Source organism: Acinetobacter sp. 129952 (assembly GCF_056642055.1).
The window spans coordinates 31,927-56,991 of sequence record NZ_JBWVSU010000009.1 but is presented as its reverse complement, the minus strand read 5'-3'; the positions used below and the strand labels follow the sequence as shown (position 1 = coordinate 56,991).

The window sequence follows — 25,065 nt, the reverse complement described above, 5'->3', positions numbered from 1 at the left end:
ATTATACCTCCGCAGCTAGGCCGTATTCTTTTGCCTGTTCCAAATTAACTGTCACTAATTTTGATGTTCCCGGTTCAGGCATGGTTACACCTAAAAGATCAGTCGCCATCATCATTGCAAGTTTGTTATGGGTAATATAAATAAATTGCACGTGTTCAGAAAGCTCTTTAACTAAATTACAAAAGCGTCCCACATTGGCATCATCCAGCGGTGCATCGACTTCATCCAGTACGCAAAATGGTGCCGGATTTAAGCGAAAAATCGCGAATACCAATGCTAATGCGGTTAAGGCCTTTTCTCCACCAGAGAGTAAGGCCAATGAGCTGTTTCGTTTACCCGGTGGTCGGGCCATCAGTTTTACCCCCGATTGCCAGCCATCTTCAAGGCTTAAACTCGCCTCACCGCCTTCAAACACTTTCGGGAACAGGTTTTGTAGTTCAGCATTGACCTGATCAAACGTGTGCATAAACAGTTTACGGGTTTCCTGGTCAATACTTTTCATCGCAGCCTGTAGCTGTTCAACCGTATTTTCCAGATCCTGCATCTGGTGACTCAGTTCCTCATAACGTTTTAACACTTCTTCATATTCTTCAGAAGCCGCCAGATTGACTGCACCAAGTTTATCGAACTGAGCCTGAGCTTTTTCCAGTTTGGCTTGATGTGCTTTAACATCAATATCCAGCCCGGAAATTACTTTACTATTCAATTCTTTCAGTTGTTCAGAATAATGCTGCAAATCAGATTTGGCTGCCTGCCAGGCCAGACGTTTTTCTTCCAGTGTAGTGCGGAGTTTTTCATCCTGCTGCTGGAAGCTGTGACGCTGTTCGGTCAACTGCTGCTGTTTGCTCTGCACCTGATTTAATTCAACCTGCCAGTCGGCCCAAGTCTTTTGCAGCTTTTCAGTGATCTGCGCCTGTTCATTGAACTGGCTCTGTAAAGCAGGTAATTCCAGCTGTACCGGATCGACAAATTTTTTGGCTTGCTCTATTTGTGCAGTAATTTGTTGAGACTGTTCTTTCAGGAATACCTGATCTTTTTCCAGTAATTCAATCTGCTGCTGACTTTGCACATTTTGCCGGCGCAGCAATTCCAGTTCCTGCTGCGCTTGCTGACTGAGCTGCTGTGAGTCATCCAGCTGAGCACTCAATTCTTCTAGCTGGAATTGCAGGGTTTTATAATTTGGTAGCACCTGTTCCAGTTTGATATTCAAGGCATGCAGATCAATTTCCAGATCATCTTTCTGCATAGCATCTTCTTCAAGCTGCTCATCGAGTTGTTGTAGCTGATGCTGTAATTGCTGCTTTTGCAATGCAAAAGCCTGCGCACTGCTTTGTACTTTGACAATGTGAATATCGAGTTGTTGCAGATGCTTTTGGGTATGCTTGTGCTGCTCGCTGATACTCTGAATCTGGTTTTGCAAAGCTTTAACCTGATCGGCTAATTCAGGTAACTGCTGCTCCAGCTGCATAAACTTAGGTTCAAGTTCCGCAAGCTGCTGCTCAATTTCATCCAGACGGATCCGATGACTCAATGCACCTTGTCCGGCCTGACTGGCTTCATCATAGTCCAGTGCAATGACCCAGTCCGATCCAACATGGTAGCCATCCAGACTCAGTAATGTCTGGCCTTGTAATAGCTCAGTTTGAAGCGGTAATGCTTGCGCTAATGTATCTACGACTGCAACTTGCTGCCACAGTGAATAATGCGGAGATTCAATCCAGTCGGCCAGACACATCGTATTGGCAATCTGAATTTTATCCTGAACAGCCTGTTTTTTTAACTGACGTGCCCGATCTTCAAGGAAGTGCTCGCCCTCTGTCAGAATCTGCGCAGATAGCCATTTTGCCAAAAACTTTTCGATCAGGCTGGCATGTACCTTGCCTGCATCATTGAGCTTAAGTACATGCATCAGCTGTACCGCATCACTCTTGGCATTTGGGTTGGTTTTAGTCAGTAATTGGCTCAGGTTTTTCTTTTCTGAATGAAGCACCTGAATTTCAGATTTGAGCTGCATCAAACGCTGCTGATGGTTCGCCTGCTCTGCCTGAAACTGCTCGAATTGAGTTTTCAGTTCTTTGAGTTGAGTCTCAAAGCCAGTAATTTGCTGTTCAGCTTGGGCTTTGTCTGCATGATACTGCTCCAGCTCATCTTGCTGCGCCTGTTGCTGAATCTGTGCACTTTGCTGTTGTAACGTCTGTTTCTGCTGTTCAATCCGTTCAATATTCTTTACCAGTTGCTCGCTTTGAGCCAGCATCTGTAATTTACGCTGTTGCTGCTGTTCGACCTGGGTTTTGATCTGGGTAAATTGCGCTGCCACAGTGCTATGCTGTGACTTGAGCTCAGTCAGATTTTGGCTTTGCACCTGACTCTGGCCATCTTGCTGCTGCAATTGTGCCTGCTGATCTTCAAATTGCTGCTGCAAGGTTTCGAGTTGCAGTTCAATCAACTGCAAACGCTCTTTGGTTTGGGCTTTTTGCTGTTCCAGTTTGACCAGACTTGTAGAATTCTGCTCCAGCAAAGACTGCTTTTGTTGCAGGGTCATTTCCAGTTCAGCCAGTTTTTTCTCGGCCTGTTGCCATTCACTTTGCAAAGGGGTGGATTGCTGAATCAGACGCTGAAACAGTTCACTGGTACTGCCCAAATCATGTTCAACGGTAGTCAGTTCAGAGCGCACCAGCTTAAAGTTTTCCCCGAGCGTATTCATCTCAAGGGTATATTCTTCCTGTAAGCGCTGGCTCTGCTCACATTGAAAAGACAGAATTTCGATCTTGATGGTACGGATCTGCCCTTCCAGTTCTTTATATTGAATCGCACTTTCCGACTGACGTTTCAGGTTTTTTAGCTGAGATTTCAGTTCGGAGGCGATATCTTCCAGACGCGACAGGTTTTGTGTGGTGTGATCCAGATGTAGCATGGTTTCACGGCGACGTGCCTGATAGCGCGATACCCCAGCCGCTTCTTCAATATAGACCCGCATTTCATCGGGCTTGGCATCGACCAGACGGTTGATCATGCCCTGCTCGATAATCGCATAGGAACGTGGACCAAGACCGGTACCCAAGAAAATATCGGTAATATCACGACGACGGCATTTGCTGCCATTCAGAAAATATTCAGACTTGCCATCGCGGTTGACCTGACGGCGTACTGCCAGTTCATTATAGGCATTATAAGCACCGCCCAGCTTGCCATAGGTATTGTCAAAGCGCAGTTCTACACTGGCCATGCCCACCGGTTTACGCTTGGCAGTTCCGGTAAAGATGACATCCTGCATGCTGCCACCACGCAACTGGCGTGCACTGGACTCGCCCATGACCCAGCGTATGGCATCAATGACGTTGGATTTACCACAACCATTCGGTCCCACGACCGCAGTACGATTATCTTTAAAATGTAAAGTGGTACTGTCGGCAAAAGATTTAAAGCCTGAAAGTTTTAAACTGCTTAAACGCATAATGTCCTGATTTAACGTCGTGAGCGTCTGGCCCACGCGAGTTCAATTTGTTTCATCCGTGTCAGAGATTCCAACACAAGGTTGCGCAAGTGTCGACAAAAATCTTCCATAAATAAAGTGGCCTGATGGGTTTTTCGTATCAAAATTGCTTCAGTGACCAGTTTAAATAAGTCAAAAGATTCCTCTAACTCGCGTCTGGAAATATTCAGGGTCAGAAAATAGCTCCGACGCAAAGAAGGCAGCAGTTCCTGATAGTAGCGCATCAGATAAGGATTCCCCACCATCTCATGCTGCTGGGCCATGCCCTGAAAGATCAGATCATAAAACTTTTCAGTGTGTCCTTGGCGGGTTTCTGATTCCAATTGCTCTAATAATAGCTGAATGCGCTCAGCTTCATGCACCCGCCAGGTTTCCGCCATGCGATGCACCATCTGCCCGAGCAATAATGAAGTCATGTCAAATAAGGCACGCACCTGCAAGGCGGACATTTCCGAGACAATCGCTCCGCGGCGCGGGAAAATTTCAATCAGCTGGGTGCGTTCCAGCAAAAGCAGGGCTTCACGAACCGAACCCCGACTGACATCAAGCTCCGAGGCAATCCTGAGCTCCTGTATACGTTCGCCTTCGACCAGTTCACCGCGGATAATCTGTTCGCTAATGTGCTTGGCAATCTGCTCAGACAAACTCTGCGCTTGTTCTAATGGCATACCGTTCCTGTCTTTATTTTTATGGATACTGGTTTAGCCCTTTATTTGGACTATGTTGCTATTAAACGGGTTTTTATCCATAAATACTTTGACATTGTCAGACAATCTTATGTCTATATAGCCAACTCAAGGCCATAAAAAAGGAGAATAGTCATCTATTCTCCTTATACGGTAAATCACTTCAACCTAAAAGGTTTAAATCAAGCCATAAAACCTTGATAAATAAAATACAGGCCGACGGTAGTCAGTAGTGCAGCAAAACATTTTTTTAATACGGCCGGTGAAAGCAGATGTGCCACTTTTGCCCCCAGCTTGGCCGTGAAAAAACTCATCATGCTGATACCGATAAAGGCATAAATATGAATATAGCCAATAGTATTTGGCACGGTGACCTGCGCCTGTTTACCAAACCAGATAAAACCCAGCGCACCTGCGACGGCGATCGGCAATCCACAGGCCGCAGAGGTCGCCACTGCTTTTTGCATCACGATTCCGCAGCGATTTAGAAATGGGACTGTCAGACTTCCCCCGCCAATCCCAAAGATCGCCGATGCCACACCGATCCCACCACCTGCAGCAATTTGTACCGGGGTTGAAGGCAATTTTTGATTCGGATCGATCTGAATATGCGCTCCCCTGAACATTCTAAATGCCACCCAGACCGCAAAGAAGCCAATCAGTAATTGCAAACCCTGACCAGATAAATAATCGGCAATCCCCGCCCCCAGGAAAGAACCAATGATCAGACCTGGCGCCAGATTACGAAACACGGGCCATAGCACTGCCCCTCGTTGATGATGCGCCATCACCGAACTGATAGAAGTCACAATAATTGTTGCCAAGGAAGTACCCACCGCCATATGCATAATCACGCTGGGATCGTACTGAAGCTGGGTAAAAACAATGTACAGGATCGGCACAATAATCAAACCACCGCCGACCCCAAACAGGCCTGCGGTGAATCCGGCAATTGCACCAATCAATAAATATATGATTAACTCCATAACGATATTTACCACGTTTAGATTCAAATGGATGTAGAAACTCGTGAACTGCAACAACGATTAAGCGATGCAGGCCAACTCCCGGAAGTATTACTCATCAAACCGATTACTACATCGACCAATGATGATGTGCGCGAATTGGCAACGAAGGGGGTACAGCAGGTTCTGGTATGCAGTCATGTGCAGACCCAAGGCCGTGGACAGCGTCAACGTCAGTGGATTTCACCTGAAGGGAACATCTATTTAAGCACATTGCTGCATACACAAAAACCCATCGATGGTCGTCTAGCGCTAGAAATTGCGTTAAATATCCTGCAAATGCCGAGTCTGCAAGGGCTGGAATTACAGGTGAAATGGCCGAATGACCTGTATAGCCTGCACGGAAAATGGGGCGGCATTCTGGTCGAGCCGATTTCATCTACACAGGTGGTGGTCGGTGTAGGTTTAAATATCGATCCTCTGCCCACTGACCTTCCAGATCAGCAGGTTAGCTCCTTGAACGAGTTGGGATTATCACATACCTCAAGAGTTGAGCTGATTGCCCAGTTATATCTGGCGATTCAGCAAGCCGGGCAATGGTTTAATTATGGCAGTCAAAACCTGGCGGCGCGTTTCAATCGATCGGCTGCATTTATGCAACAAACGGTTGAATTTACTGACGTGCAAGGGCAATATTCCGGTACTTTTCTCGGGATTCAGGATGATGGTGCAGTCAAGATTTTGACCGATCAGGGAATCCAGACCTTTTATCAGGGACAGCTCCGCCTTCAACACGGTGGATGAACAGGCATACAGCAATGAAAAAATTATGGTTAGATATCGGCAATACCCGGCTTAAATACTGGATTACCGAGCATGATCAGATTATTGAACAGGCAGCAGAATTACATTTACAGTCCCCTGCTGATTTGTTACTTGGCCTGATCCAGCATTTCAAAGCGCTGGGCTTGCATCAGGTAGGTCTATCCTCTGTCCAAGATAAAATCAATAATGAGCGCATTCTCAGCATTTTAGAAAGTCTGCATATTCCAGTGATTTTTGCTCAAGTACAGGCAGAATATGCCGGTCTGATCTGTGGCTATGATGAACCTTCGCAACTGGGCATTGACCGCTGGTTACAGGTACTTGCAGTGGCGACGCAAGCGCATGAAAATTATTGTGTGATTAGTTGCGGTACGGCGCTGACCATTGATCTGGCGCAAGGACAACAACATTTGGGTGGATTTATTCTGCCAAATCTATACTTGCAGCGTGACTCCCTAATTCAGAATACCAAAGGCATTAAAATTCCGGATGCCGCTTTTTCTGAACTCAATCCTGGACGCAATACCATCGATGCGGTACATCATGGCATCCTACTTGGTCTGCTGAGTATCATCGAAAAAGTATTGCGTGATTTCCCTGCACAGTTGGTTTTAACTGGTGGAGATGCGCCGCTGTTTGCGCAACATCTCGCTCAGTATCAGCCCCGGATTGAACCTGATCTCTTGCTTAAAGGCCTGCAGCATTTTGCAGCTCATTTGCCAGACACTGTTTGATAATGTCCAGCAATTGCGGAAAATCGGCAAAGCCATCGGACTTGTTAAAATGCCCGGCTTTTTTGATCTCAAAAATTTGTGCATTTAAGCTATAGGCTAAACGCAAGGAAACCGGTGCAGGCACATAGGGATCATTACTGGAGATCAGCATCACCGCACGTTTATAGCTATACGGTAAGTTTTTCAGATCGAGTCGCACAGCCTGCAGTATTTTATTCAGTTCTGACCAGGCCACCAGCGGTGTATCAAAGGCCGAGACCAGAATGATGCCGCCGATCTTGTGTTGCTGCTGAATATAATGTTGCTGTAAAAAGTTTAAAACACTGACGCAACTCAGGCCATGTGCAACTAAAAAGGTATGTTCATCCATCTGCGGAATGTGCAATTTCAGGTTCTGCTGCCATTCTTCTAAATTGGGCTGAAAGGGGTTGGCCAGCATAATCCGCTTGGACTCAAAACCGGCATTTTTAAGTTGACGACTCAGCCACGGATACCAGTGATCATTGGAGGTCGCCTGATAATCCGGCACGATATAGACTTTCTTTATTATATTTTTCATAGTGATTTACTTATTATCATTGAACGCAAATTGCGTCGACAAAAAATTAGTTTTAACCAGTCTGGAGATGGAATTCAAGTGCCTTTTTGAACACCATCTCATGTTAAACTTTAAAATTTAGCGAATACAACAACATGCTTAAACTTCGGATTTAATCAGATAAGGCTTGATCACTTTCCAGAGTTCCGGCAGATCAGTACAACCTTGAGAATCAATAAAATGCCCATGGTGCTTGGCATTCACCACAATGGCATCCAGACTGTCCGCCTGTTCCAGACTAAATTCTGGTGCAACCCGGTCATCTCCTTCGGAGTAGATCACCACACGCTCTGCAACCTGTTGTTTGAGTAAATCAAAATTGATTTCAGCGGCATCAATAAAAGGATTTACTTCATCCAGGCGACCCAATCGACCATTAAATCCCGCGATCAGTACCAGTTGCTGAATTTTCTGCTGTTTTAATTCTCTGGATAAGTAATGCAATGCGGCCACAGTTCCCAAGCTATGTGCGATAAAGATACTGTCCTCGTCAATTGCATCAATCTGTTCACGCATTTGCTGATCCCAGGTGTCCAGTGTCGGTGTAGGCGATGGATCCAGCCGGAGGACTTTTAAACTGACATTTTCCTGTTGGGCTTTTTCCTGAATCCATGGGTACCAGTTTTCTTCCGGGCTTGCAGTATAACCATGTACGACAATTACTTGGTTCATTTGAAATTTCTCTTTATTTTGTGCTGATATTCCCGAGTCTGCCTGATTGGATTTTTATTTTGGGTAAGTAAATGTTGTTTTGTTTAAACCAGTTTGACCATTTATTCGCAATAAAAAAAGGCGCATATTGCGCCTTTTTTTAAAATAAAACTTATTTCTTGTCGTTGCCGCCGAACAATGGACCCATACCACCGCCGCCGCCAAACTGTTTCTGCAAGCCGCCAAGTGATTTCATCATTTTCGCCATACCCGATGGATTGGCAAATTTTTTCATCATCTTGGCCATTTGGGCATGTTGCTTGATCAGCTTGTTGACTTCTGCCACTTCCATACCACAACCTGCTGCGATACGTTTTTTACGGCTTGGGTTCATCAAGTCCGGATTACGACGCTCTTTCAAGGTCATTGACTGGATAATCGCTTCCATTTTCTTGACCTGCTTTTCAGGATTGGCTTGCGCCAACGCATCTTGCAGACCGGCATTGCTCATGCCAGGAAGCTTGTCCAGGAAGCCCATCATGCCGCCCATCTTGTTCATCTGCTCAAACTGCATCAACATGTCTTCAAAGTTGAAGCTGCCGCCTTTTTGCAGTTTTTTCGCCATTTTTTCGGCTTTTTCTTTGTCGACCTTGCGTTCAAGTTCTTCGACCAAAGAAAGTACATCACCCATACCGAGAATACGCTGTGCGACACGCTCAGGATGGAATGGCTCCAGGGCATCGAGTTTCTCACCCATACCCAAGAATTTGATTGGTTTACCGGTAATCGCACGTACTGACAGTGCCGCACCACCGCGCGCATCACCATCAGTTTTGGTCAGGATCACACCTGTTAAAGGCAAGGCATCATTAAATGCTTTGGCGGTGTTTGCCGCATCCTGACCGGTCATGGCATCGACCACGAACAGGGTTTCAGTCGGGTTAATCGCTGCATGCAGCTCTTTGATTTCACCCATCATGTCATCATCGATATGCAAACGACCTGCCGTATCGACAATCAGCACATCGGCAAACTGGATTTTTGCCTGTTCAATCGCGCGATTCACAATCGTAATCGGTTTTTCGTCTGCGCTAGATTCCAGGAAAATCGCACCGACTTCACCCGCGACAGTCTGTAGCTGTTTGATCGCAGCCGGACGATACACATCGGCAGAGACCATCGCGACTTTTTTCTTTTGACGTTCTTGTAAGAAGCGTGCAAGTTTCGCTGCAGTTGTTGTTTTACCTGCACCCTGCAGGCCTGCCAGCAGGACAACCACAGGTGGTTTTGCAGCGAGGTCGAGGCTTTCATTGGCCTCGCCCATCATTTTGGTCAATTCGTCATGAACGATTTTGACAAAAGCCTGCCCAGGAGATAACTGAGTCATCACTTCCTGGCCTAATGCTTCTTCCTTAACTTTCGCGATGAATTCACGAGTTACAGGTAACGCAACATCGGCCTCAAGAAGCGCCATACGCACTTCACGTAACGTATCTTTAATATTGTCTTCGGTTAGCTGCCCTGAGCCAGTAACATTTCTTAAACTCTGCGTGAGTCGTTCTGTTAAGGTATCAAACATTGCAAAATCCGCTTAAAATAGCCATGAGCAAAAAATTGTTTCTTAAAATAGAAAATTTATGCATAGAATGCTATAGGATACTGTAGTTCGCAGCGAATTTATATAAATGAATATTCATCACCCTTAAAAAGGTTTGACATGGTTAGCCTCCCCTTGGTTTATACGATCTTAGCATTAGTCGCTTATACCGCTTCCTTCTGGTATCTGTTCATTCATTTAATGTCTAAACGTGCTCCTAATCAATGGTTTGTATCGCTAACTGCCCTGCTTGGACTGGGCTTGCATGCGCTGGTCTTGTATGGTGATATGCACACCCCGCTGGGCATCAATTATGATGTCTTTGCCCTGTTTTCCTTTACTTCCGGTCTAATGCTATTACTCAGCATTATTTACAGTACTTATCGTCCAATTATCGCCCTGAACCTGATCGGAATTCCAGTAGCTGCCACAGGTTTGATCCTCGGCTTTGTGTTTACTCAGCCTGCAAAAATCATCGCACAAAACTCTTTGGGTCTGGATATTCATATTATTTTGTCTTTGTCTGCTTATGCAGTATTGCTCATGGCAACCATTCAGGCCGTAATTTTACGTTTTCAGGATCGTGAGCTGAAAAAGAAGCAGAAACGCCGGGTCTGGGTCAGTTTGCTACCCTCTTATCAGGACATGGAATCCCTGCTGTTTGATATGCTGATGACCGGTTTTGTTTTACTTACTCTCGCATTGGGCTTTGGCTTTTTTACCATCGACAATTTCTTTGCTCAGCATCTGGCACATAAAACGGCGTTCAGTATTATTTCCTGGATGGTTTACGGTTCCCTATTAATCGGACACTGGAAGTTTGGCTGGCGTGGCCAGAAAGCCGTGCGCTTTACCCTGCTCGGTTTTGGCTTGCTGGCACTGGGTTTTATTGGATCTAAATTTGTGCTGGAAATGATTCTAGGGCGATAATTCTGAGCCTTGAAATATTCAATTCATTGTTCAATAAACAGGCTTTAGTTTGAATATTCTTTAAACGGTGATACGCCCCGCACGCACCGACAATGGCCAGCGAATCACTCTAGGCAATTCTGGATCTTCCCATTCTGGTAATAAGGCATCTGCCAGTATATTCAATGGATTACGTCCAAGTGCGTTAGTGGCAGCTTTCACGGCTGACCAGGTACTCATATAACCAATTAACTGATAAAAGTTCCATTCAACTTGCAATACCGGTGGCTGAATCGCAATTTCCTGAAATGGAAATGGTAGATTTTTATATCCTTCATCTACATGGCGACGTTCAGGCGGCCAGTACGGTGCAAGCGTCACCTCATAAAAATGCTTAAAATAATGATTCAGATGGGGCTCATCTACACTGAACACGCCATAGCTAATTAATGCCAGAATGGCATTAGGCCGGGCAATACGGCGGACTTCTGCATAAAACTTTTCCAGATCGAGCCAATGCGCTGCTTGAGCCACCGAAATCAGATCAATACTATGGTCAGCACACGGGATCTCTTCAGCGAGCGCCTGACCATACTGAATTTTTGGATGCGGTTTGGCTTGGGCAATCTGTTCACTACTCGCATCAATAGCAAGCACCTGATCAAAGTAATTCGCCAAAACTTCTGAAAGCTGTCCAGAACCACAGCCGACATCTACAGCCAATTTAGTACTTGGTGACAGCTCTGCCAATAGCTTTCCCAATGCATCCGGATAATGCGGACGAAACAGGGCATAATCCTGTGATTGCTGGGAGAAATAATCTTTAAATTCCCTGTTTTCCATATATGCTTTCCAGACCAGTTTTATTTTAGTCTAAATAGCCAGTCAGGGAATGCAGTTGGAATTTGGTTTCAGTCACTTCCGGTTTTTAAAATGCAGAATTCATCCAATGAATAGAATCATGTTCTTAACTTAGTCATTCAAGCTATTCTGCTTGATCTGATATTCTGCCTTGAAGGCTTTATAGCTCAGCCGGTCTGCGGAGACTTCTGTTAAAGGACTGACCTCCTGCATTGAGGAAAGACAGCGCTCTGTCAGCTGAATATATTCTTGTGTCCCTTTGCTTTTCCAAGCAATTTCTTTGGTGTCCAGGGGACGGATAACCCGCGCTGGACTACCGAGTACCAATGAATTTTCCGGAATTTGGGCCTTGGCTTTAACCGTACTATTAGCACCAACAATGGTATTTTCACCAATCTCGGCTTCATCAAGAATCACGCTGTTCATGCCGACCAGTACATTTTTACGAATGATACAGCCATGTAAAATCGCGCCGTGTCCGATATGGCCATACTCTTCGACCAACGTGACACTGCCGGGAAAGCCATGGATGGTACAGGAATCTTGAACATTGGCATTTTTCTGGATGTGAATCCCGCCGAAGTCGGCTCTTAAAGTAGCGAAAGGCCCGATATATACGCCCTCTTCAATCACCACATCCCCGATCAGAACGGCTTGTGGATGTACATAAGCACGAGGGCTGACCACAGGAATCACCCCATCAATGGCATAACACGGCATTATTTTATTCCTTTAAAAATGCAGAATTAGATTAGCTAACGGCTTCCAGTCGCAAACCGCCAAAACGTTTATAAAATTGTGGATGTACCGGCGGCATCGAACCTTCCGAAGTTCGGGCGATCTCCATAAAGAACTCATCCCCTGCCGCAACCACCGTTTGATATAAATTACTGCTCAGATTACGGGCATTCAGGGAAAGCCAGTTGGATGGCAATAATTCAAAAGGCAGATTTGGATCTTTTAGTAAAATCCGGCGAAATTGATGAATCAGCAAAATTCGCAGCTGAAAAGCCTGAACCGGATCCAGTTCATCTTCCTGTTCCACCAGATGAAAGAATTCCCGGAAATCCGCAATGAATTTTTCATAGCGCTGATGCAGTTCCTGCACCGGCCAGTTGGTAGCAACCATGCGTTTTACAGTTGGATAGGATTCCTGCCAGAGCTGCAAAGTTTCGGCCTTAAACACCACGACTTGGTCAGTCATTTTCAAGTTCAGCAGCAGGTTTTGCAGTTTCTGGTGATCACAGCCCGGATAGGCCATGACATTGGTGGCGATATTGGCAAAGCCCAGCCATTCCAGTTCTTTTTTCAGAACCAGTTTATTTTCTAGTTCCACCGAACTGAGCAGCACCAGATCCCATTTCTGATCCCATTCCTGATGGCTAAAACTATAAATTTTTTGATCCGCCATAATAAAACGCTGGCGGCTGCTTTCAGTGACGCGGTAATAGCTGGTGCGACCAATTTTTTCAGACATCAGCCAGCCATTTTGAACCAGACGGAATACGGCAGTCCGTACCGATCGTTCATTAAATCCGAAGACATCCATGAGCTGAATCAGGCTGGCCAGACTGATGATGCCACCGCGGTGAAAAATACAGTCACCGAAGATGGTCATGATTAATGAGGTTCCGCTGAGTGCTTCAGTTTGAATAAAGTCATCAATTATTTGTTTTAATTTCGGATTCATTGCGTTTAACTTTACCTTATAGAAACTGGATGATAGACCATTTGGCTATCATCCAATAGTACTTCATGCAGACTTGCGGATATCAAACACGCGCTGTGCCTTGCCTTCAGAGCGTGGCAGACTCCCTTCAGGCAACACTTCGACACTTACGGTGATTCCGACCATAGTTTTAATCTGGCCCTTAAGCTGAGTTGCCAGCTGGTGCGCCATAATGTCACTGCTATCTTTACGCATTTCTGTACGGATATGCAATGTATCCAGATGTCCCTGTTTGCAAATCTGAATCTGGTAGTTCGGAATCAGTTGCTGGATCTGTAAAATCTGCTCTTCAATCTGCGACGGGAACACATTCACTCCACGAATAATCATCATGTCATCACTGCGGCCGACAATCTTGTCCATACGGCGCATGATGCGTGCCGTGCCTGGCAATAAACGGGTCAAATCGCGGGTACGGTAACGGATTACCGGCATGCCTTCTTTGGTAATGGTGGTAAATACCAGTTCACCCAGTTCGCCATCTGGCAGCACTTCACCGGTTTCCGGATGGATAATTTCAGGATAGAAATGATCTTCCCAGATGGTTGGGCCATCTTTGGATTCCAGACATTCCATTGCGACACCCGGCCCCATCACTTCAGACAGACCATAAATATCCAGGGCATCAATACCCAGACGTTCTTCGATTTCCTTGCGCATTTCATTGGTCCATGGCTCTGCACCAAATACACCGGTTTTAATCGAGCAGTTTTTGGCTGTGCCAAATTTCTTCTCAAGCGCTTCAATAATGTTCAGGCAGTAAGATGGCGTGACCATCAGTGCCGTCGGTTTAAAGTCATGAATCAGTTGCGCCTGTTTATCAGTTTGTCCGCCAGACATTGGGATCACGGTTGCACCCAAACGCTCAACGCCATAATGCGCACCTAGACCGCCCGTAAACAGTCCATAACCATAAGACACCTGAATAATATCTTTACTGCTCAAGCCAGCTGCACGTAATGAACGCGCCACTACATCCGACCAGACATTAATATCATTCTGGGTATAACCCACCACGGTTGGCTGACCGGTGGTACCAGAAGATGCGTGTACACGTACAATCTGTTCCTGTGGAACAGCGAACATACCAAACGGATAGTTATCGCGTAAATCCTGTTTGGTGGTAAACGGGAATTTCGCCAGGTCTTCCAGTGAGTTAAAATCGTCTGGATGCACGCCAGCATCATCGAATTTCTTTTTATAAACCGGACTGTTCTGATAAGCATGTTGCAACGTCTTTTTCATACGCTGTAGCTGAACACTGCGTAACTCATCAACCGATACTTTTTCAATTTTTTCCATTGCATTGTTATTCATATTCTTACTCCTGACGCAGTCTTCCTGACCACGGTTTAATTCATTGATTGAATGATGTGTTTAATCCATATTTTCTAAAACCAGTGCCACACCTTGACCCACACCGACACACATGGTGCAGAGTGCATATTTGCCTTTACGGCGTTTTAGTTCTTTCATGGCCGTGATCACCAGACGGGTGCCACTCATACCCAGCGGATGACCCAAGGCGATGGCACCGCCATTCGGGTTAATTCTGGAATCATCGTCTTGCAAGCCGAGTTCACGAATCACGGCCAGTGACTGCGCAGCAAAAGCTTCATTCAGCTCAATCACGTCCATCTGTTCCAGACTGAGTCCAGTCTGTTTCAGCACTTTATGTACTGCTGGCACCGGCCCAATGCCCATATATTTGGCTTCCACACCGGCACTGGCCATTCCAATCACTTTAGCTTTCGGGCGCAAACCATACTGCTCAGCAAACTGCTGATTGCCGAGTAATACGCAAGCCGCCCCGTCATTAACACCCGAAGCATTACCAGCGGTGACTGAACCGCCTTCTTTACGAAATGGGGTTTTCAAGGCTGCTAGATTATCCAGCGTCGTTTCTGCACGCGGGTGCTCGTCTTGGGAAATGGTCAGAGTGGTTTTCTTCGGACCTTTGACCTCTACCGGCAGAATTTCTTCGGCAAAAATACCTTTCTGCTGCGCTACTGCGGTTTTCTGCTGGCTGTGATAGGCAAACAGGTCCTGGTCTGCACGGCTAATCTGATACTTTTCAGCGACGTTTTCGGCCGTTTCCGGCATGCTGTCAACGCCAAACTGTGCTTTAAATTTTGGGTTGATAAAACGCCAGCCAATGGTGGTGTCATAAATTTCAGGGGTACGGCTAAAGGCAGTCGTAGGTTTGGATTGCACGAAAGGCGCTCGGCTCATGGATTCTACGCCACCCGCCAAAACAAATTGTGCTTCACCCGATTTGATGGCACGTGCTCCCAGTCCAATGGCATCCAGACCTGAAGCACATAAGCGGTTCACGGTGAGCGCTGGAACAGATTCAGGCAACCCTGCGAGTAAAGCAACCATACGCGCCACGTTGCGGTTATCTTCACCGGCCTGATTGGCACAGCCTAGGATCACTTCATCCAGTTCTGCCCATGGCAAGGCCGGATGCTGATCTTTCAGATATTGAATCGGTAGCGCTGCCAGATCATCAGCACGAATGCTGCTCAGTCCACCGGCATAGCGTCCGATCGGGGTGCGAATTCCATCAAAAATATAAACCTGTTCCATGATTCTTCCTTTTAGCTAGCAACGCTTAATGGCTGCTGCTGAGTTTTCTGTGCATGTCCCTGCACCGCTTTCTTTGCTAAATATATACTAGTTCTATAGCGATCTTCACCATAAATACGATACATATTTTCTAAAATTTGTAAAATTGTGTAATATCCAATTCTATCTGCCCACTCAAATGGACCACAAGGATAATTAACGCCATATTTCATAGCAGAATCAATATCTTGTTCTGATGCAATATCATGCAATACTGCTTCACAGGCTTCATTCACCAACATGGCAATACTACGTATAACATAAAGACCGGGATGATCCTTAGACCAAATAGGTATCATATCTATACCTATGAGGAATAGCTCCACTGCCTGGCGCTGTTCAGCACTACACGCCGGTGATGCAACCACTGGAATCGCTTGAGCATTTGTCCAATCTGAATGCCAGTCCATCAACACCACAGGCTCATGCGGATAGGTAAGTTCAACTGATTCGCCAAGCGATAATCGCAGAGAAAGGTCACCAATCAGGATTTCATTCTGTTCTGCTGCCTGAAAACTCAGCTCTACATGAGAGGCCTGTTTTAAACGTTCAATCAGTGCTGCTGAGTGCAGCCATTCACCTTTTACTGTGACTTTGAGCTTATTCAGCGACTTGGCATAACACACTGGCAATTCATATACAGGCGTAGGCTTGGCCTGAGCGTAATCATAAAAACCCTGACCGGACTTGCGACCATAACAACCGGCATCGACCAGTTCTTTTTGAATCAAGGACGGGCGGTAGCGTGGCTCATAGAAAAATTCCTGATAGACACTTTGTGTGACCGAGAAATTCACATCCTGACCAATCAGGTCGGTGAGTTCACACGGTCCCATGGCAAAACGGCCACATTCGCGCATGATGTAATCGAGCTGTTCCGGGGTGGTGGCATTTTCCTGCAAGGCACGAAAGGCTTCGGCATAATACGGTCGCGCGACACGATTGACGATAAAACCGGGCGTCGATTTGGCCCGTACCGGAACCTTGTTCCAGTCCTTCATCAGATCAACTACTGCATCGGCAATCGTTGCTGAAGTTTTCAGTCCGCGGATAATTTCGACCAGTTTCATCACGGGGGCCGGATTAAAGAAATGCAGCCCAATCACCCGTTCCGGATGCAGAATCGCCGAGGCAATTGCAGTAATGGAAATTGAAGAAGTATTAGACGCAAAAATCGTCTGTTCCGGGCAAATGGCAGCCAGCTGTTGAAACAGGTTTTGCTTCACTTCTTTCTTTTCAACAATGGCTTCAATAATTAAGCCCGCATCGGCAAGCTGCTGAATGTCCTCTGCCACAATCAGATTGGCGAAGGTACTCTCCAGCAATTGCTGGGTCATTTTGCCATTTTGTACGCGCTTGCTCAGCTGCGCCTCTAAAGCAGTCAAGGCACTCTGAACTTTGCTGCGATCGAGATCAAACACATAGGTCGGATGCCCGTGCATGGCTGCCAGTTGTGCAATGCCAATCCCCATGGTTCCAGCACCGACCACAGCAACTTTGACTTGTTCCAAATTGATCTGTTGCATGATTTAGCATCCTTTATATTCAGGGGTACGCTTCTGCATAAAGGCTTGTACACCTTCCTTATAATCGCTTGAACGTCCAGCCAGACGTTGCAGGTCACGTTCCAGAATGAGCTGCTCATCCAAATTGTTTTCTGCTGCGGCATGAATGGCTTTTTTGATCAGGGACAGACCATAGGTCGGTTGCTGAGCCAGATGCTCCGCCAATTTTTTCGCTTCTGCTTGCAGTTGCTCATCTTCAACCACCTGCCAGATCATGCCCAGTTGTACTGCACGCTCAGCCGGAATTTTATCGCCGAGCATCGCTAGGCCCATCGCCTGAGCACGGCCGACCAGACGCGGTAGGAACCAGGTACCGCCTGAATCTGGCACCAAACCAAGACGGCAAAAGGCCTGAATAAAGGAAGCCGATTTTGCTGCCACCACAATGTCACAGGCCAGGGCAATATTGGCGCCTGCCCCTGCTGCCACACCATTCACCGCACAAATCACCGGTTTAGGCATTTCGGTAATCAGCTTGATCAAAGGGTTGTAATATTTTTCAATCGATAGGCCTAAGTCCGGTGCATCGGCATTCGGATCGACCACACGGTCATTCAGATCCTGACCGGCACAGAAACCGCGGCCTTCGGCTGAAATCACCACGGCACGAATCTGGCTATCTTTAGCCCAGGCCTTGATGACCTTGGAAACTTCCTGATGCATGGTTTCATTAAAGCTGTTGAGCTGTTTTGGACGGTTAAAGGTCAGGTAGCCCACTGCATTTTTTTCTTCGACAATAATTGTTTGATAATCCATTACACACCTCGAAATTCTGGTTTTCTTTTTTCTAAAAATGCATTGATGCCTTCTTGGCGATCTTGGGTCGCCGCCAGCCAGACAAAATGTTGACGTTCAAGTTTCAGTCCCTGACTTAAAGTCACTTCATGAATCGACTTTAAAGATTGCTTGATGGCGCGAATGGCCAGCGGTGCTTGCTTGGCAATTTTTTCTGCCAGTTCCAGTGCGTATTGCACGGTCAGTCCTGCCGGACAAACTTGACTGCTAATACCATGTTGCAATGCGGTCTGTGCCGAAATCATTTCGCCGGTCATGGCCCAGCGCATCGTCAATTGCTGACCAACCAGACGGGCCAGGCGCTGGGTGCCACCGGCACCCGGCAGCATGCCCAAACCAATTTCAAGCAGGGCAAACTGGGCATTTTCTCCAGTCAGCACCATGTCGCCATGTAAAGCCAGCTCGAAACCTGCACCAAAGGCATAACCATTCACGGCCATGATTAAAGGCTTGGAAAATTCATCAATTTTTTTCCAAAGCAGTGGGCGCTGATCCTGCTGGATGCTGACCACATCTAACTGTGCCAGCTCATTTAAATCAGCACCGGCAGCAAAGCATTGCGTATTTCCGGTGATGACCACGGCTTTCACAGCAGCATCTGTTTCCAAGTCCTGTAGACAGGCTGCAATGTTTTGCAAGGTGGCATTGTTTAAAGCATTGCGCTTTTCTGGACGATTTAGCTCGATCAGTACCACACCCGGCTTGGGTGAGCTGGTTTTAATGTAGGTCATCCTTGAATTCCTGCTATGCTCGCGGTGCTGTAAATTCAGCTTTTATTCATCAAAACTGAGTCGGACATTGGCCGTGGTTGGACGTGCCTGACAACTGAGCACATAGCCTTTCTGAATTTCATCTTCTTCCAGACTGTAATTCACCGCCATTTCAACCTGTCCCTCTAACACCTTACATTTACAGGTGGCACAAACGCCGCCCTTACAGGCATATGGCAGGTCGGCTCCGGCACGTAGCGCAGCATCTAAAATACTGTCATCCTGCTTAGAGACTTCAACAATCAGCTCGCGACCATCGAGGATGATATTGACGCGTTCTTCGCTGCGGCTTTCCATCTGCTGGGCGGTTGCTTTCGGTGCAGTACCCGTATTGAAGCGTTCCGTATGAATCTTGCTGCGTTGAATGCCCCAAGTCGGTAATACCGTTTCGACTGCTGTCATCATTTCTTCAGGACCACAGGCAAAACAGTGATCGGTGTCTGCTGAAATCAGATTGGCCTGAAACAACTGCTGCAATTTTTCCGCATCAATCCGACCGTTAAAGATCTCGCTGTCATTCAGTTCACGTGAAAAAATATTTACCAGTTGCAGACGTTCCTTAAAACGGTCTTTCAAGTCCATGATCTGTTCAGAAAACATGGTCTGTTTCCAGGAGCGGTTGCCATATACCAGAGTGAATGTTGCTTCCGCTTGACGGTTCAACACCGACTTTACAATCGATAAAATTGGCGTAATGCCACTGCCTGCTGCAAATCCTAGATAATTCTGGCCACCAGCCTTGGCGGCTTTCTGAAAGAACACCCCTTGCGGTGGCATGACTTCTAGTACATCGCCCGCTTTGAGATGCGCATTGGCCCAGGTTGAAAACTGACCCTGATCAATTTTTTTAATCGCAATGCTCATGTCTTCCTGAGTATCACTGCAGATCGAGTAGCAGCGGCGCAGCTCGCCGTCATCGGTTAAATGACGAATGGTGAGGTGCTGACCCGGCTGATATTGAAAAGTATCCAACTGCTCAGGTGCGAGATCAAAGGCAATGCAGATCGCTTGCTCGGTTTGTGGCTGAATCGATTTAATGGTTAATGGTATAAATTGGCTCATGGCAAAATCCTTCTTTTAGGTGGCGGTGTTCAGGCTTGTTATTGGTTTACCCTGCCCACCGCGCAATCGTTACAATCAAATACATTTGAAATAGTCAAAAGTTTCTAAGCAGTCCCGACATTGATATAAAGCTTTACAGGCTGTCGAACCGAATTCACTTAATAATTTGCTGTTGTTACTTAAGCACTGTGGACAGGTGATGCCATCGGTCAATGCCACATGCGTACCACAGCTATGTGACTGGCCTTGCGGCGGGGCAATACCATATTGCTGTAATTTGTGTTTGCCCGATTCACTCATCCAGTCCGTAGTCCAGGCTTGAGACAGATCCACAATGACTTTGACCGGCGTCAAACCGTTCGCCTCGAAAGCCTGGGTAATTTCTGCTTTTAATAAATCCGTGGCCGGACAGCCGCTATAGGTCGGCGTGAGTCGCACCACAATTTCACCCTGCTGATTCAGCTCGACGCCACGAATCATGCCCAGATCAATCACTGACAATACTGGAATCTCTGGATCAGAAACCTGCTGTAGAACGTCCCAACATTGATCTTCTACGTGTCGAATCAGATTCATGCGACTCACTCCCTGTGATTGTGCCGAATTACCAGTTCATGTTTGGATAAGTGCGCTGCATGTATTGCAGTTCAGCCAAAACAAAACCGAGATGTTCTGTATGTAAACCCTGTTTAGCCCCACTGCGATAAGCGCCTAGCTCTGGCAGGCTTAATTCAAATCGCGCTAACTCGGATGTAATGGTCTCCAGCCACTGGGCTTTTAAATTTTCAATATCTGGAATGACACCGCTATCGACCAACTGTCTTTCATCAGCCGTCAGAACAAAAAGTTCCTCGGTAAAACGCCATAACTGGTTTAAACCTTGCTGGGTTTTTTCATGCGCTTCTGCGGTACCTAAACTTAAGCGTTCCATCCAGGTGGTGGAAAAACGCTGGTGATATTTCACTTCTTTGAGTGATTTCACTGCAAAAGCCGCCAACTCAGTATGCTGACTTTGACTTAAGGCGCTAAACAATAAAGCGTGGTAGTGATCCATCAACCACTGGCGCACCAGGGTCTGGGCAAAGTCACCATTCGGCTGTTCACACAGCAGCAAATTACGGTATTCACGTTCGGTACGGAAATAAGCCAGCTTGTCTTCATCACGGCCCTGTCCTTCCACTTCACCCGCCAGACTGAGGGCAGTACGTGCCTGACCCAATAAATCCAGTCCGATATTGGCTAAGGCAATATCCAGCTCCAGTTCAGGTGCATGACCACACCACTCTGCCAAACGATGAGACAGGATCAGTTGACTGTCACCCACATGTAAAAGAAATTCTGCCAATACTTGATTTGTCATATTCTTCACCTTTCCCTTTACATATGCTCGATGCCAGCTGGAATGTTATAAAAGGTTGGATGGCGATAAACCTTGTCCAAAGCGGGTTCAAAAAATTCTGCTTTTTCATCTGGCTGTGAAGAGGTAATCAATTCAGATTTCACCACCCAGATACTGATGCCTTCATTGCGGCGGGTATATACATCGCGGGCATTTTGTAGTGCGACTTCCTCATCCGGCGCACGCAGGCTGCCGACATGACGGTGACTCAGACCCTGTTTACTACGCACAAACACTTCATAAAGTGACCAGTTATTTTTGTTATTCATGAGCAAATTTCCTTATATTGATCAAACTATTTTTTAAGCGACTTTTTGTGCTGCTGACTGTTGCTGCTGTTTTTGAGCATAGACAGCTGCGGAATCACGTACCCACTTGCCGCCTTCCCAAGCTTTGCGGCGTGCTTCAATACGCTCATGGTTACACGGCCCCTTGCCTGCAAGAATCGCAAAAAACTCATCCCAATTGATTTCACCAAATTCGTAATGTCCGGTGGCTTCATTGAATTTGAGGTCTGGATCTGGAACGGTTAAACCCAGCTGCAAAACTTGCGACACGGTGTTATCGACAAATTTCTGACGTAGCTCATCGTTGCTGAATAATTTAATTTTCCACTGCATACTTTGTGCACTGTTCGGTGAATTATCATCACTTGGACCAAACATCATCAGTGCCGGCCACCAGAAACGGTTCACTGCATCCTGTGCCATCTGCTTTTGTTCCGGCGTACCATTGGCCAGTTCCATCATGGCTTCAAAGCCCTGACGCTGATGGAAACTTTCTTCTTTACACACACGCACCATAGCGCGGGCATAAGGACCATAAGATGTACGGCACAGCGCAACCTGATTGACAATTGCTGCACCATCTACCAGCCAGCCAATCGCGGCAACATCGGCCCAGCTCAGGGTTGGATAGTTGAAAATTGAAGAATATTTCATGCGACCGGCAATCAGCTTATCCATCATGTCGTCACGATCCGCACCCAGGGTTTCTGCAGCACTGTACAGATACAAAGCATGACCGGCTTCGTCCTGAACTTTTGCCATCAGCACAGCTTTACGCTTCAAGGTCGGTGCACGGGTAATCCAGTTGCCTTCCGGCAACATGCCCACCACTTCAGAGTGTGCATGCTGACCAATCTGACGAATCAAGGTCTTACGATAAGCATCCGGCATCCAGTCCTTCGGCTCGATGGAAATATCCTTTTCAATCTTTTGATCGAAGATTTGTTGTTGATTATTCATTGTTCCCTCACTTATCCCAAGTGTTGATACACTCAAATTAAAACGATACGTAATTAAAATCAATATTTATTTATTGGTATCATTTAATTTTCACCCCTTATTTTTAATAAATATTTGTTTTATATAACTTAATATTTTTTATTTTATTGTTACGCATTTTTAAATACAGATTTATGATTGACATTTTCAATTTTTCAACACAAATTATGAAACATCAAAATTAAAATACATCTCAAAACGTATCATAAATGGAGTTTTTACAATGTTAGAGTTAGACAGCAGCTCAAGCACAACGGATTATCAAGATACTGAATCAACCCATAATTCTATTGCCATCAAAAGCTTATCTTCACTGGTGTACGGCCAGGAATACGCAGCGCAAGCCGATTTACGTACGGTTTATCATGCCATTAGCGGTGAAGCGGTTTATCAGGTCGGCAGTCAGGGTATCGATACCCAAGCCGTGGTGAAGTATGCCAAACAAAAAGGCGCGACTATTGCCACATGGACCTTCCATCAACGTGCCAATGCACTGAAGCAAGTGGCTCAGTATTTGATGGAACGCAAAGAAGACTTTTATGAGCTTGCCAAAGCAACCGGCTGTACCCGTAAAGATGCCTGGATTGATATTGAAGGCGGGATTGGCACCTTATATGCCTATTCGAGTTTGGTGCGTCGTGAACTGAGTGATGAAACAGCATGGGTCGAAGATGCCTGGATTCCTCTTTCTAAGCAAGGTAGCTTTGGCGCGAAACATATTCTGACGCCTAAAGCCGGTGTTGCCGTGCATATCAATGCCTTTAACTTTCCAATCTGGGGCATGCTGGAGAAAATCGCCCCTACGCTACTGGCAGGCGTACCCTGTATTGTCAAACCGGCGACCGAAGGTGCCGAGCTGACCCATGCCGTGGTCAAAGCCATTCATGAAAGCGGTTTCTTGCCAGAAGGTTCATTGCAGCTCATTTGCGGACAGGTTTATGATTTGTTTGATTATTTAAATCCTCAGGATACGGTCACCTTTACCGGTTCTGCATCAACCGGGCAAAAACTGCGTTCGCATCCACACTTAAATGCCTACTCGATTCCATTCACTATGGAAGCAGATTCGGTCAATAGTGCGATTTTGACGGCGCAAGCCAATGATGAAACGATTGATTTATTTGTTCGTGAAGTTTTCCGTGAAATGACCACTAAAGCCGGACAAAAATGCACCGCCATTCGTCGTGCCTTTGTTCCAGCCGAGCTGCTGGATACAGTACAAGACCGTCTGATTGAAAAACTGAAAAAAGTGGTTGTCGGTGATCCGGCTCAGGAAGGCGTGACAATGGGTGCTTTGGCCAGCGTTAAACAGAAACATGATGTCGCGGCAAAAGTTGAACAGCTCAGCCAGGATGCAGAAATTGTGTTCGGTAGTCACTTGCGTCAGGACTTTAAGATTCAAGTACAAAATACTGAGAAGTCCGCATGTTATCCACCAACAGTCTTGGTCTGCAAAGCACCGGCTCAGGCAGAAAATATTCATAAAATTGAAGCCTTTGGACCTGTAGTCACTTTAATGCCATATACTGACCTGGCTCAGCTGGCTGACCTGGTGGCACGTGGCGAAGGTAGTCTGGTAGCATCCATCGTACGCAATACCGATGAAAATATTGAACAACTGCTCAGCAAAATTGCGCCATGGCATGGCCGTGTCCATATTCTGGATGCAGAAAGTGCCAAAGAAAGTACCGGACATGGCTCGCCACTACCTTTGCTGGTGCATGGCGGACCGGGACGTGCCGGTGGCGGTGAGGAGCTCGGTGGCTTACGTGCAGTGAAACATTATATGCAACGGACTGCAATTCAAGGTTCCCCGAATGCCATGACCCAAGTCGGTCATAGCTGGACGGCTGGTGCTCAGGTCTTTGAAGACCGTGTGCATCCATTCAAAAAATCATTTGATGAATTGCGTATCGGTGAGCGTTTACTGACTGCACGACGTAGCGTGACCGAAGCCGATCTGGTGAATTTCGGCTGCCTGAGCGGTGATCACTTTTATGCGCATATGGACAAGATTGCTGCAGCAGAATCCCTGTTTGGTGAACGTGTGGCACATGGCTATTTCGTGGTATCTGCCGCGGCCGGTTTATTCGTCGAGGCTGCTCCAGGCCCGGTCATTGCCAACTATGGCATGGACAACTTGCGCTTTGTAGAGCCGGTGAAAATTGGCGATACCATTCAGGTAGAACTGACCTGTAAGCAGAAAACTCCAAAAGCACTGCGCGATCCGGCACAGAAACCACATGGTGTGGTGGTCTGGGATATTAAAGTCAAAAATCAGCGCAATGAACTGGTCGCAACCTATGATATTTTGACCCTGGTTGAGCGCGGCTAAACATTTAAACTCAAAAAAGGAATCATTATGATTCCTTTTTTTTTGATTCAAATATTATTTGTATCTATTCTTAAAAAACAGATTGACGTCAATCCAATTAAACTTTAGATTGATCAAACACGATACAAAATAAAAATAATATATAAATTAAAAGTATCAAATAAATATCTCAAACGA

General features: G+C 46.3%; 23 protein-coding genes. 4 read left to right on the top strand and 19 right to left on the bottom strand.

All coding sequences use genetic code 11. The features are described from left to right. Nucleotide 1 precedes the first annotated feature (1 nt). The 3 genes from smc to AC1IR0_RS11195 all read right to left on the bottom strand — a co-directional run bounded on the left by smc (nucleotide 2) and on the right by AC1IR0_RS11195 (nucleotide 5,165). Complete coding sequence (gene smc, locus AC1IR0_RS11205; RefSeq protein WP_479741413.1) at nucleotides 2-3,454, bottom strand: chromosome segregation protein SMC; 3,453 nt, start codon at nucleotides 3,452-3,454, stop codon at nucleotides 2-4. 11 nt (nucleotides 3,455-3,465) lie between these two features. Then, nucleotides 3,466-4,161, bottom strand: coding sequence for a GntR family transcriptional regulator (locus AC1IR0_RS11200; protein WP_409654661.1), 696 nt, complete (start codon nucleotides 4,159-4,161; stop codon nucleotides 3,466-3,468). A gap of 200 nt (nucleotides 4,162-4,361) precedes the next feature. Continuing rightward, nucleotides 4,362-5,165 (bottom strand): sulfite exporter TauE/SafE family protein, encoded by an 804-nt coding sequence (locus AC1IR0_RS11195; RefSeq protein ID WP_005247146.1) that lies wholly within the window; start codon nucleotides 5,163-5,165, stop codon nucleotides 4,362-4,364. Between the two features lie 27 nt (nucleotides 5,166-5,192). On the opposite strand from AC1IR0_RS11195, the gene AC1IR0_RS11190 reads away from it, so the two are divergent. Next, nucleotides 5,193-5,948 (top strand): biotin--[acetyl-CoA-carboxylase] ligase, encoded by a 756-nt coding sequence (locus AC1IR0_RS11190; protein ID WP_409654665.1) that lies wholly within the window; start codon nucleotides 5,193-5,195, stop codon nucleotides 5,946-5,948. 14 nt (nucleotides 5,949-5,962) lie between these two features. After that, on the top strand, nucleotides 5,963-6,703 hold the full coding sequence (locus AC1IR0_RS11185; RefSeq protein WP_129717274.1) for a type III pantothenate kinase: 741 nt from the start codon (nucleotides 5,963-5,965) through the stop codon (nucleotides 6,701-6,703). Here the strand turns inward: AC1IR0_RS11185 and AC1IR0_RS11180 are convergent. The 3 genes from AC1IR0_RS11180 to ffh all read right to left on the bottom strand — a co-directional run bounded on the left by AC1IR0_RS11180 (nucleotide 6,657) and on the right by ffh (nucleotide 9,531). Then, nucleotides 6,657-7,262: an RBBP9/YdeN family alpha/beta hydrolase gene (locus AC1IR0_RS11180; RefSeq protein ID WP_409654669.1), complete on the bottom strand. Its 606-nt coding sequence runs from the start codon at nucleotides 7,260-7,262 to the stop codon at nucleotides 6,657-6,659. The genes AC1IR0_RS11185 and AC1IR0_RS11180 overlap by 47 nt on opposite strands. Before the next feature lie 138 nt (nucleotides 7,263-7,400). Then, entirely contained in the window at nucleotides 7,401-7,973 is a 573-nt protein-coding gene (locus tag AC1IR0_RS11175) for an RBBP9/YdeN family alpha/beta hydrolase (protein WP_409654672.1), read from the bottom strand. A 151-nt stretch (nucleotides 7,974-8,124) separates the two neighbouring features. Continuing rightward, on the bottom strand, nucleotides 8,125-9,531 hold the full coding sequence (gene ffh, locus AC1IR0_RS11170) for a signal recognition particle protein (protein ID WP_005247147.1): 1,407 nt from the start codon (nucleotides 9,529-9,531) through the stop codon (nucleotides 8,125-8,127). Nucleotides 9,532-9,669: 138 nt separating this feature from the next. Here ffh and AC1IR0_RS11165 point away from each other — a divergent pair, with 138 nt between their 5' ends. After that, entirely contained in the window at nucleotides 9,670-10,479 is an 810-nt protein-coding gene (locus AC1IR0_RS11165) for a cytochrome C assembly family protein (RefSeq protein WP_479741395.1), read from the top strand. 60 nt (nucleotides 10,480-10,539) lie between these two features. Here the strand turns inward: AC1IR0_RS11165 and AC1IR0_RS11160 are convergent, their stop codons facing one another. From AC1IR0_RS11160 to paaA, 13 genes are all read right to left on the bottom strand, one after another. Beyond that, the gene (locus tag AC1IR0_RS11160) at nucleotides 10,540-11,301 is read right to left on the bottom strand and encodes a class I SAM-dependent methyltransferase (protein WP_479741394.1); all 762 of its coding nucleotides are present in this window, start codon (nucleotides 11,299-11,301) and stop codon (nucleotides 10,540-10,542) included. Between the two features lie 129 nt (nucleotides 11,302-11,430). Next, entirely contained in the window at nucleotides 11,431-12,039 is a 609-nt protein-coding gene (locus tag AC1IR0_RS11155) for a gamma carbonic anhydrase family protein (RefSeq protein WP_479741393.1), read from the bottom strand. A 31-nt stretch (nucleotides 12,040-12,070) separates the two neighbouring features. Next, the gene (gene paaX / locus AC1IR0_RS11150) at nucleotides 12,071-13,009 is read right to left on the bottom strand and encodes a phenylacetic acid degradation operon negative regulatory protein PaaX (RefSeq protein WP_005172449.1); all 939 of its coding nucleotides are present in this window, start codon (nucleotides 13,007-13,009) and stop codon (nucleotides 12,071-12,073) included. A 63-nt stretch (nucleotides 13,010-13,072) separates the two neighbouring features. Next, nucleotides 13,073-14,365, bottom strand: coding sequence for a phenylacetate--CoA ligase PaaK (gene paaK / locus AC1IR0_RS11145; RefSeq protein WP_479741392.1), 1,293 nt, complete (start codon nucleotides 14,363-14,365; stop codon nucleotides 13,073-13,075). A gap of 60 nt (nucleotides 14,366-14,425) precedes the next feature. After that, nucleotides 14,426-15,637 carry a 3-oxoadipyl-CoA thiolase gene (gene pcaF, locus AC1IR0_RS11140; RefSeq protein ID WP_409654687.1) on the bottom strand — a complete coding sequence of 404 codons (1,212 nt, stop codon included), beginning with the start codon at nucleotides 15,635-15,637 and terminating at the stop codon, nucleotides 14,426-14,428. 11 nt (nucleotides 15,638-15,648) lie between these two features. Then, nucleotides 15,649-17,202 (bottom strand): 3-hydroxyacyl-CoA dehydrogenase, encoded by a 1,554-nt coding sequence (locus AC1IR0_RS11135; protein ID WP_409654690.1) that lies wholly within the window; start codon nucleotides 17,200-17,202, stop codon nucleotides 15,649-15,651. 3 nt (nucleotides 17,203-17,205) lie between these two features. After that, a complete protein-coding gene (gene paaG, locus AC1IR0_RS11130) occupies nucleotides 17,206-17,997 on the bottom strand; it encodes a 2-(1,2-epoxy-1,2-dihydrophenyl)acetyl-CoA isomerase PaaG (RefSeq protein WP_004279188.1) in 792 nt (263 codons plus the stop codon). Beyond that, complete coding sequence (locus AC1IR0_RS11125; protein WP_409654693.1) at nucleotides 17,997-18,767, bottom strand: enoyl-CoA hydratase-related protein; 771 nt, start codon at nucleotides 18,765-18,767, stop codon at nucleotides 17,997-17,999. Before AC1IR0_RS11125 ends, paaG begins: the two co-directional genes overlap by 1 nt. A 42-nt stretch (nucleotides 18,768-18,809) precedes the next feature. Next, nucleotides 18,810-19,868 carry a 1,2-phenylacetyl-CoA epoxidase subunit PaaE gene (paaE, locus tag AC1IR0_RS11120; protein ID WP_409654696.1) on the bottom strand — a complete coding sequence of 353 codons (1,059 nt, stop codon included), beginning with the start codon at nucleotides 19,866-19,868 and terminating at the stop codon, nucleotides 18,810-18,812. Between the two features lie 75 nt (nucleotides 19,869-19,943). After that, nucleotides 19,944-20,444 (bottom strand): 1,2-phenylacetyl-CoA epoxidase subunit PaaD, encoded by a 501-nt coding sequence (gene paaD, locus AC1IR0_RS11115; RefSeq protein WP_409654699.1) that lies wholly within the window; start codon nucleotides 20,442-20,444, stop codon nucleotides 19,944-19,946. A gap of 28 nt (nucleotides 20,445-20,472) precedes the next feature. Further along, on the bottom strand, nucleotides 20,473-21,228 hold the full coding sequence (paaC, locus tag AC1IR0_RS11110; protein ID WP_409654702.1) for a 1,2-phenylacetyl-CoA epoxidase subunit PaaC: 756 nt from the start codon (nucleotides 21,226-21,228) through the stop codon (nucleotides 20,473-20,475). 17 nt (nucleotides 21,229-21,245) lie between these two features. Next, the gene (gene paaB, locus AC1IR0_RS11105; protein WP_004279183.1) at nucleotides 21,246-21,536 is read right to left on the bottom strand and encodes a 1,2-phenylacetyl-CoA epoxidase subunit PaaB; all 291 of its coding nucleotides are present in this window, start codon (nucleotides 21,534-21,536) and stop codon (nucleotides 21,246-21,248) included. A 33-nt stretch (nucleotides 21,537-21,569) separates the two neighbouring features. Further along, entirely contained in the window at nucleotides 21,570-22,514 is a 945-nt protein-coding gene (paaA, locus tag AC1IR0_RS11100) for a 1,2-phenylacetyl-CoA epoxidase subunit PaaA (RefSeq protein ID WP_004646055.1), read from the bottom strand. Nucleotides 22,515-22,776: 262 nt separating this feature from the next. On the opposite strand from paaA, the gene paaZ reads away from it, so the two are divergent. After that, complete coding sequence (paaZ, locus tag AC1IR0_RS11095) at nucleotides 22,777-24,888, top strand: phenylacetic acid degradation bifunctional protein PaaZ (RefSeq protein WP_409654707.1); 2,112 nt, start codon at nucleotides 22,777-22,779, stop codon at nucleotides 24,886-24,888. Nucleotides 24,889-25,065 lie beyond the last annotated feature (177 nt).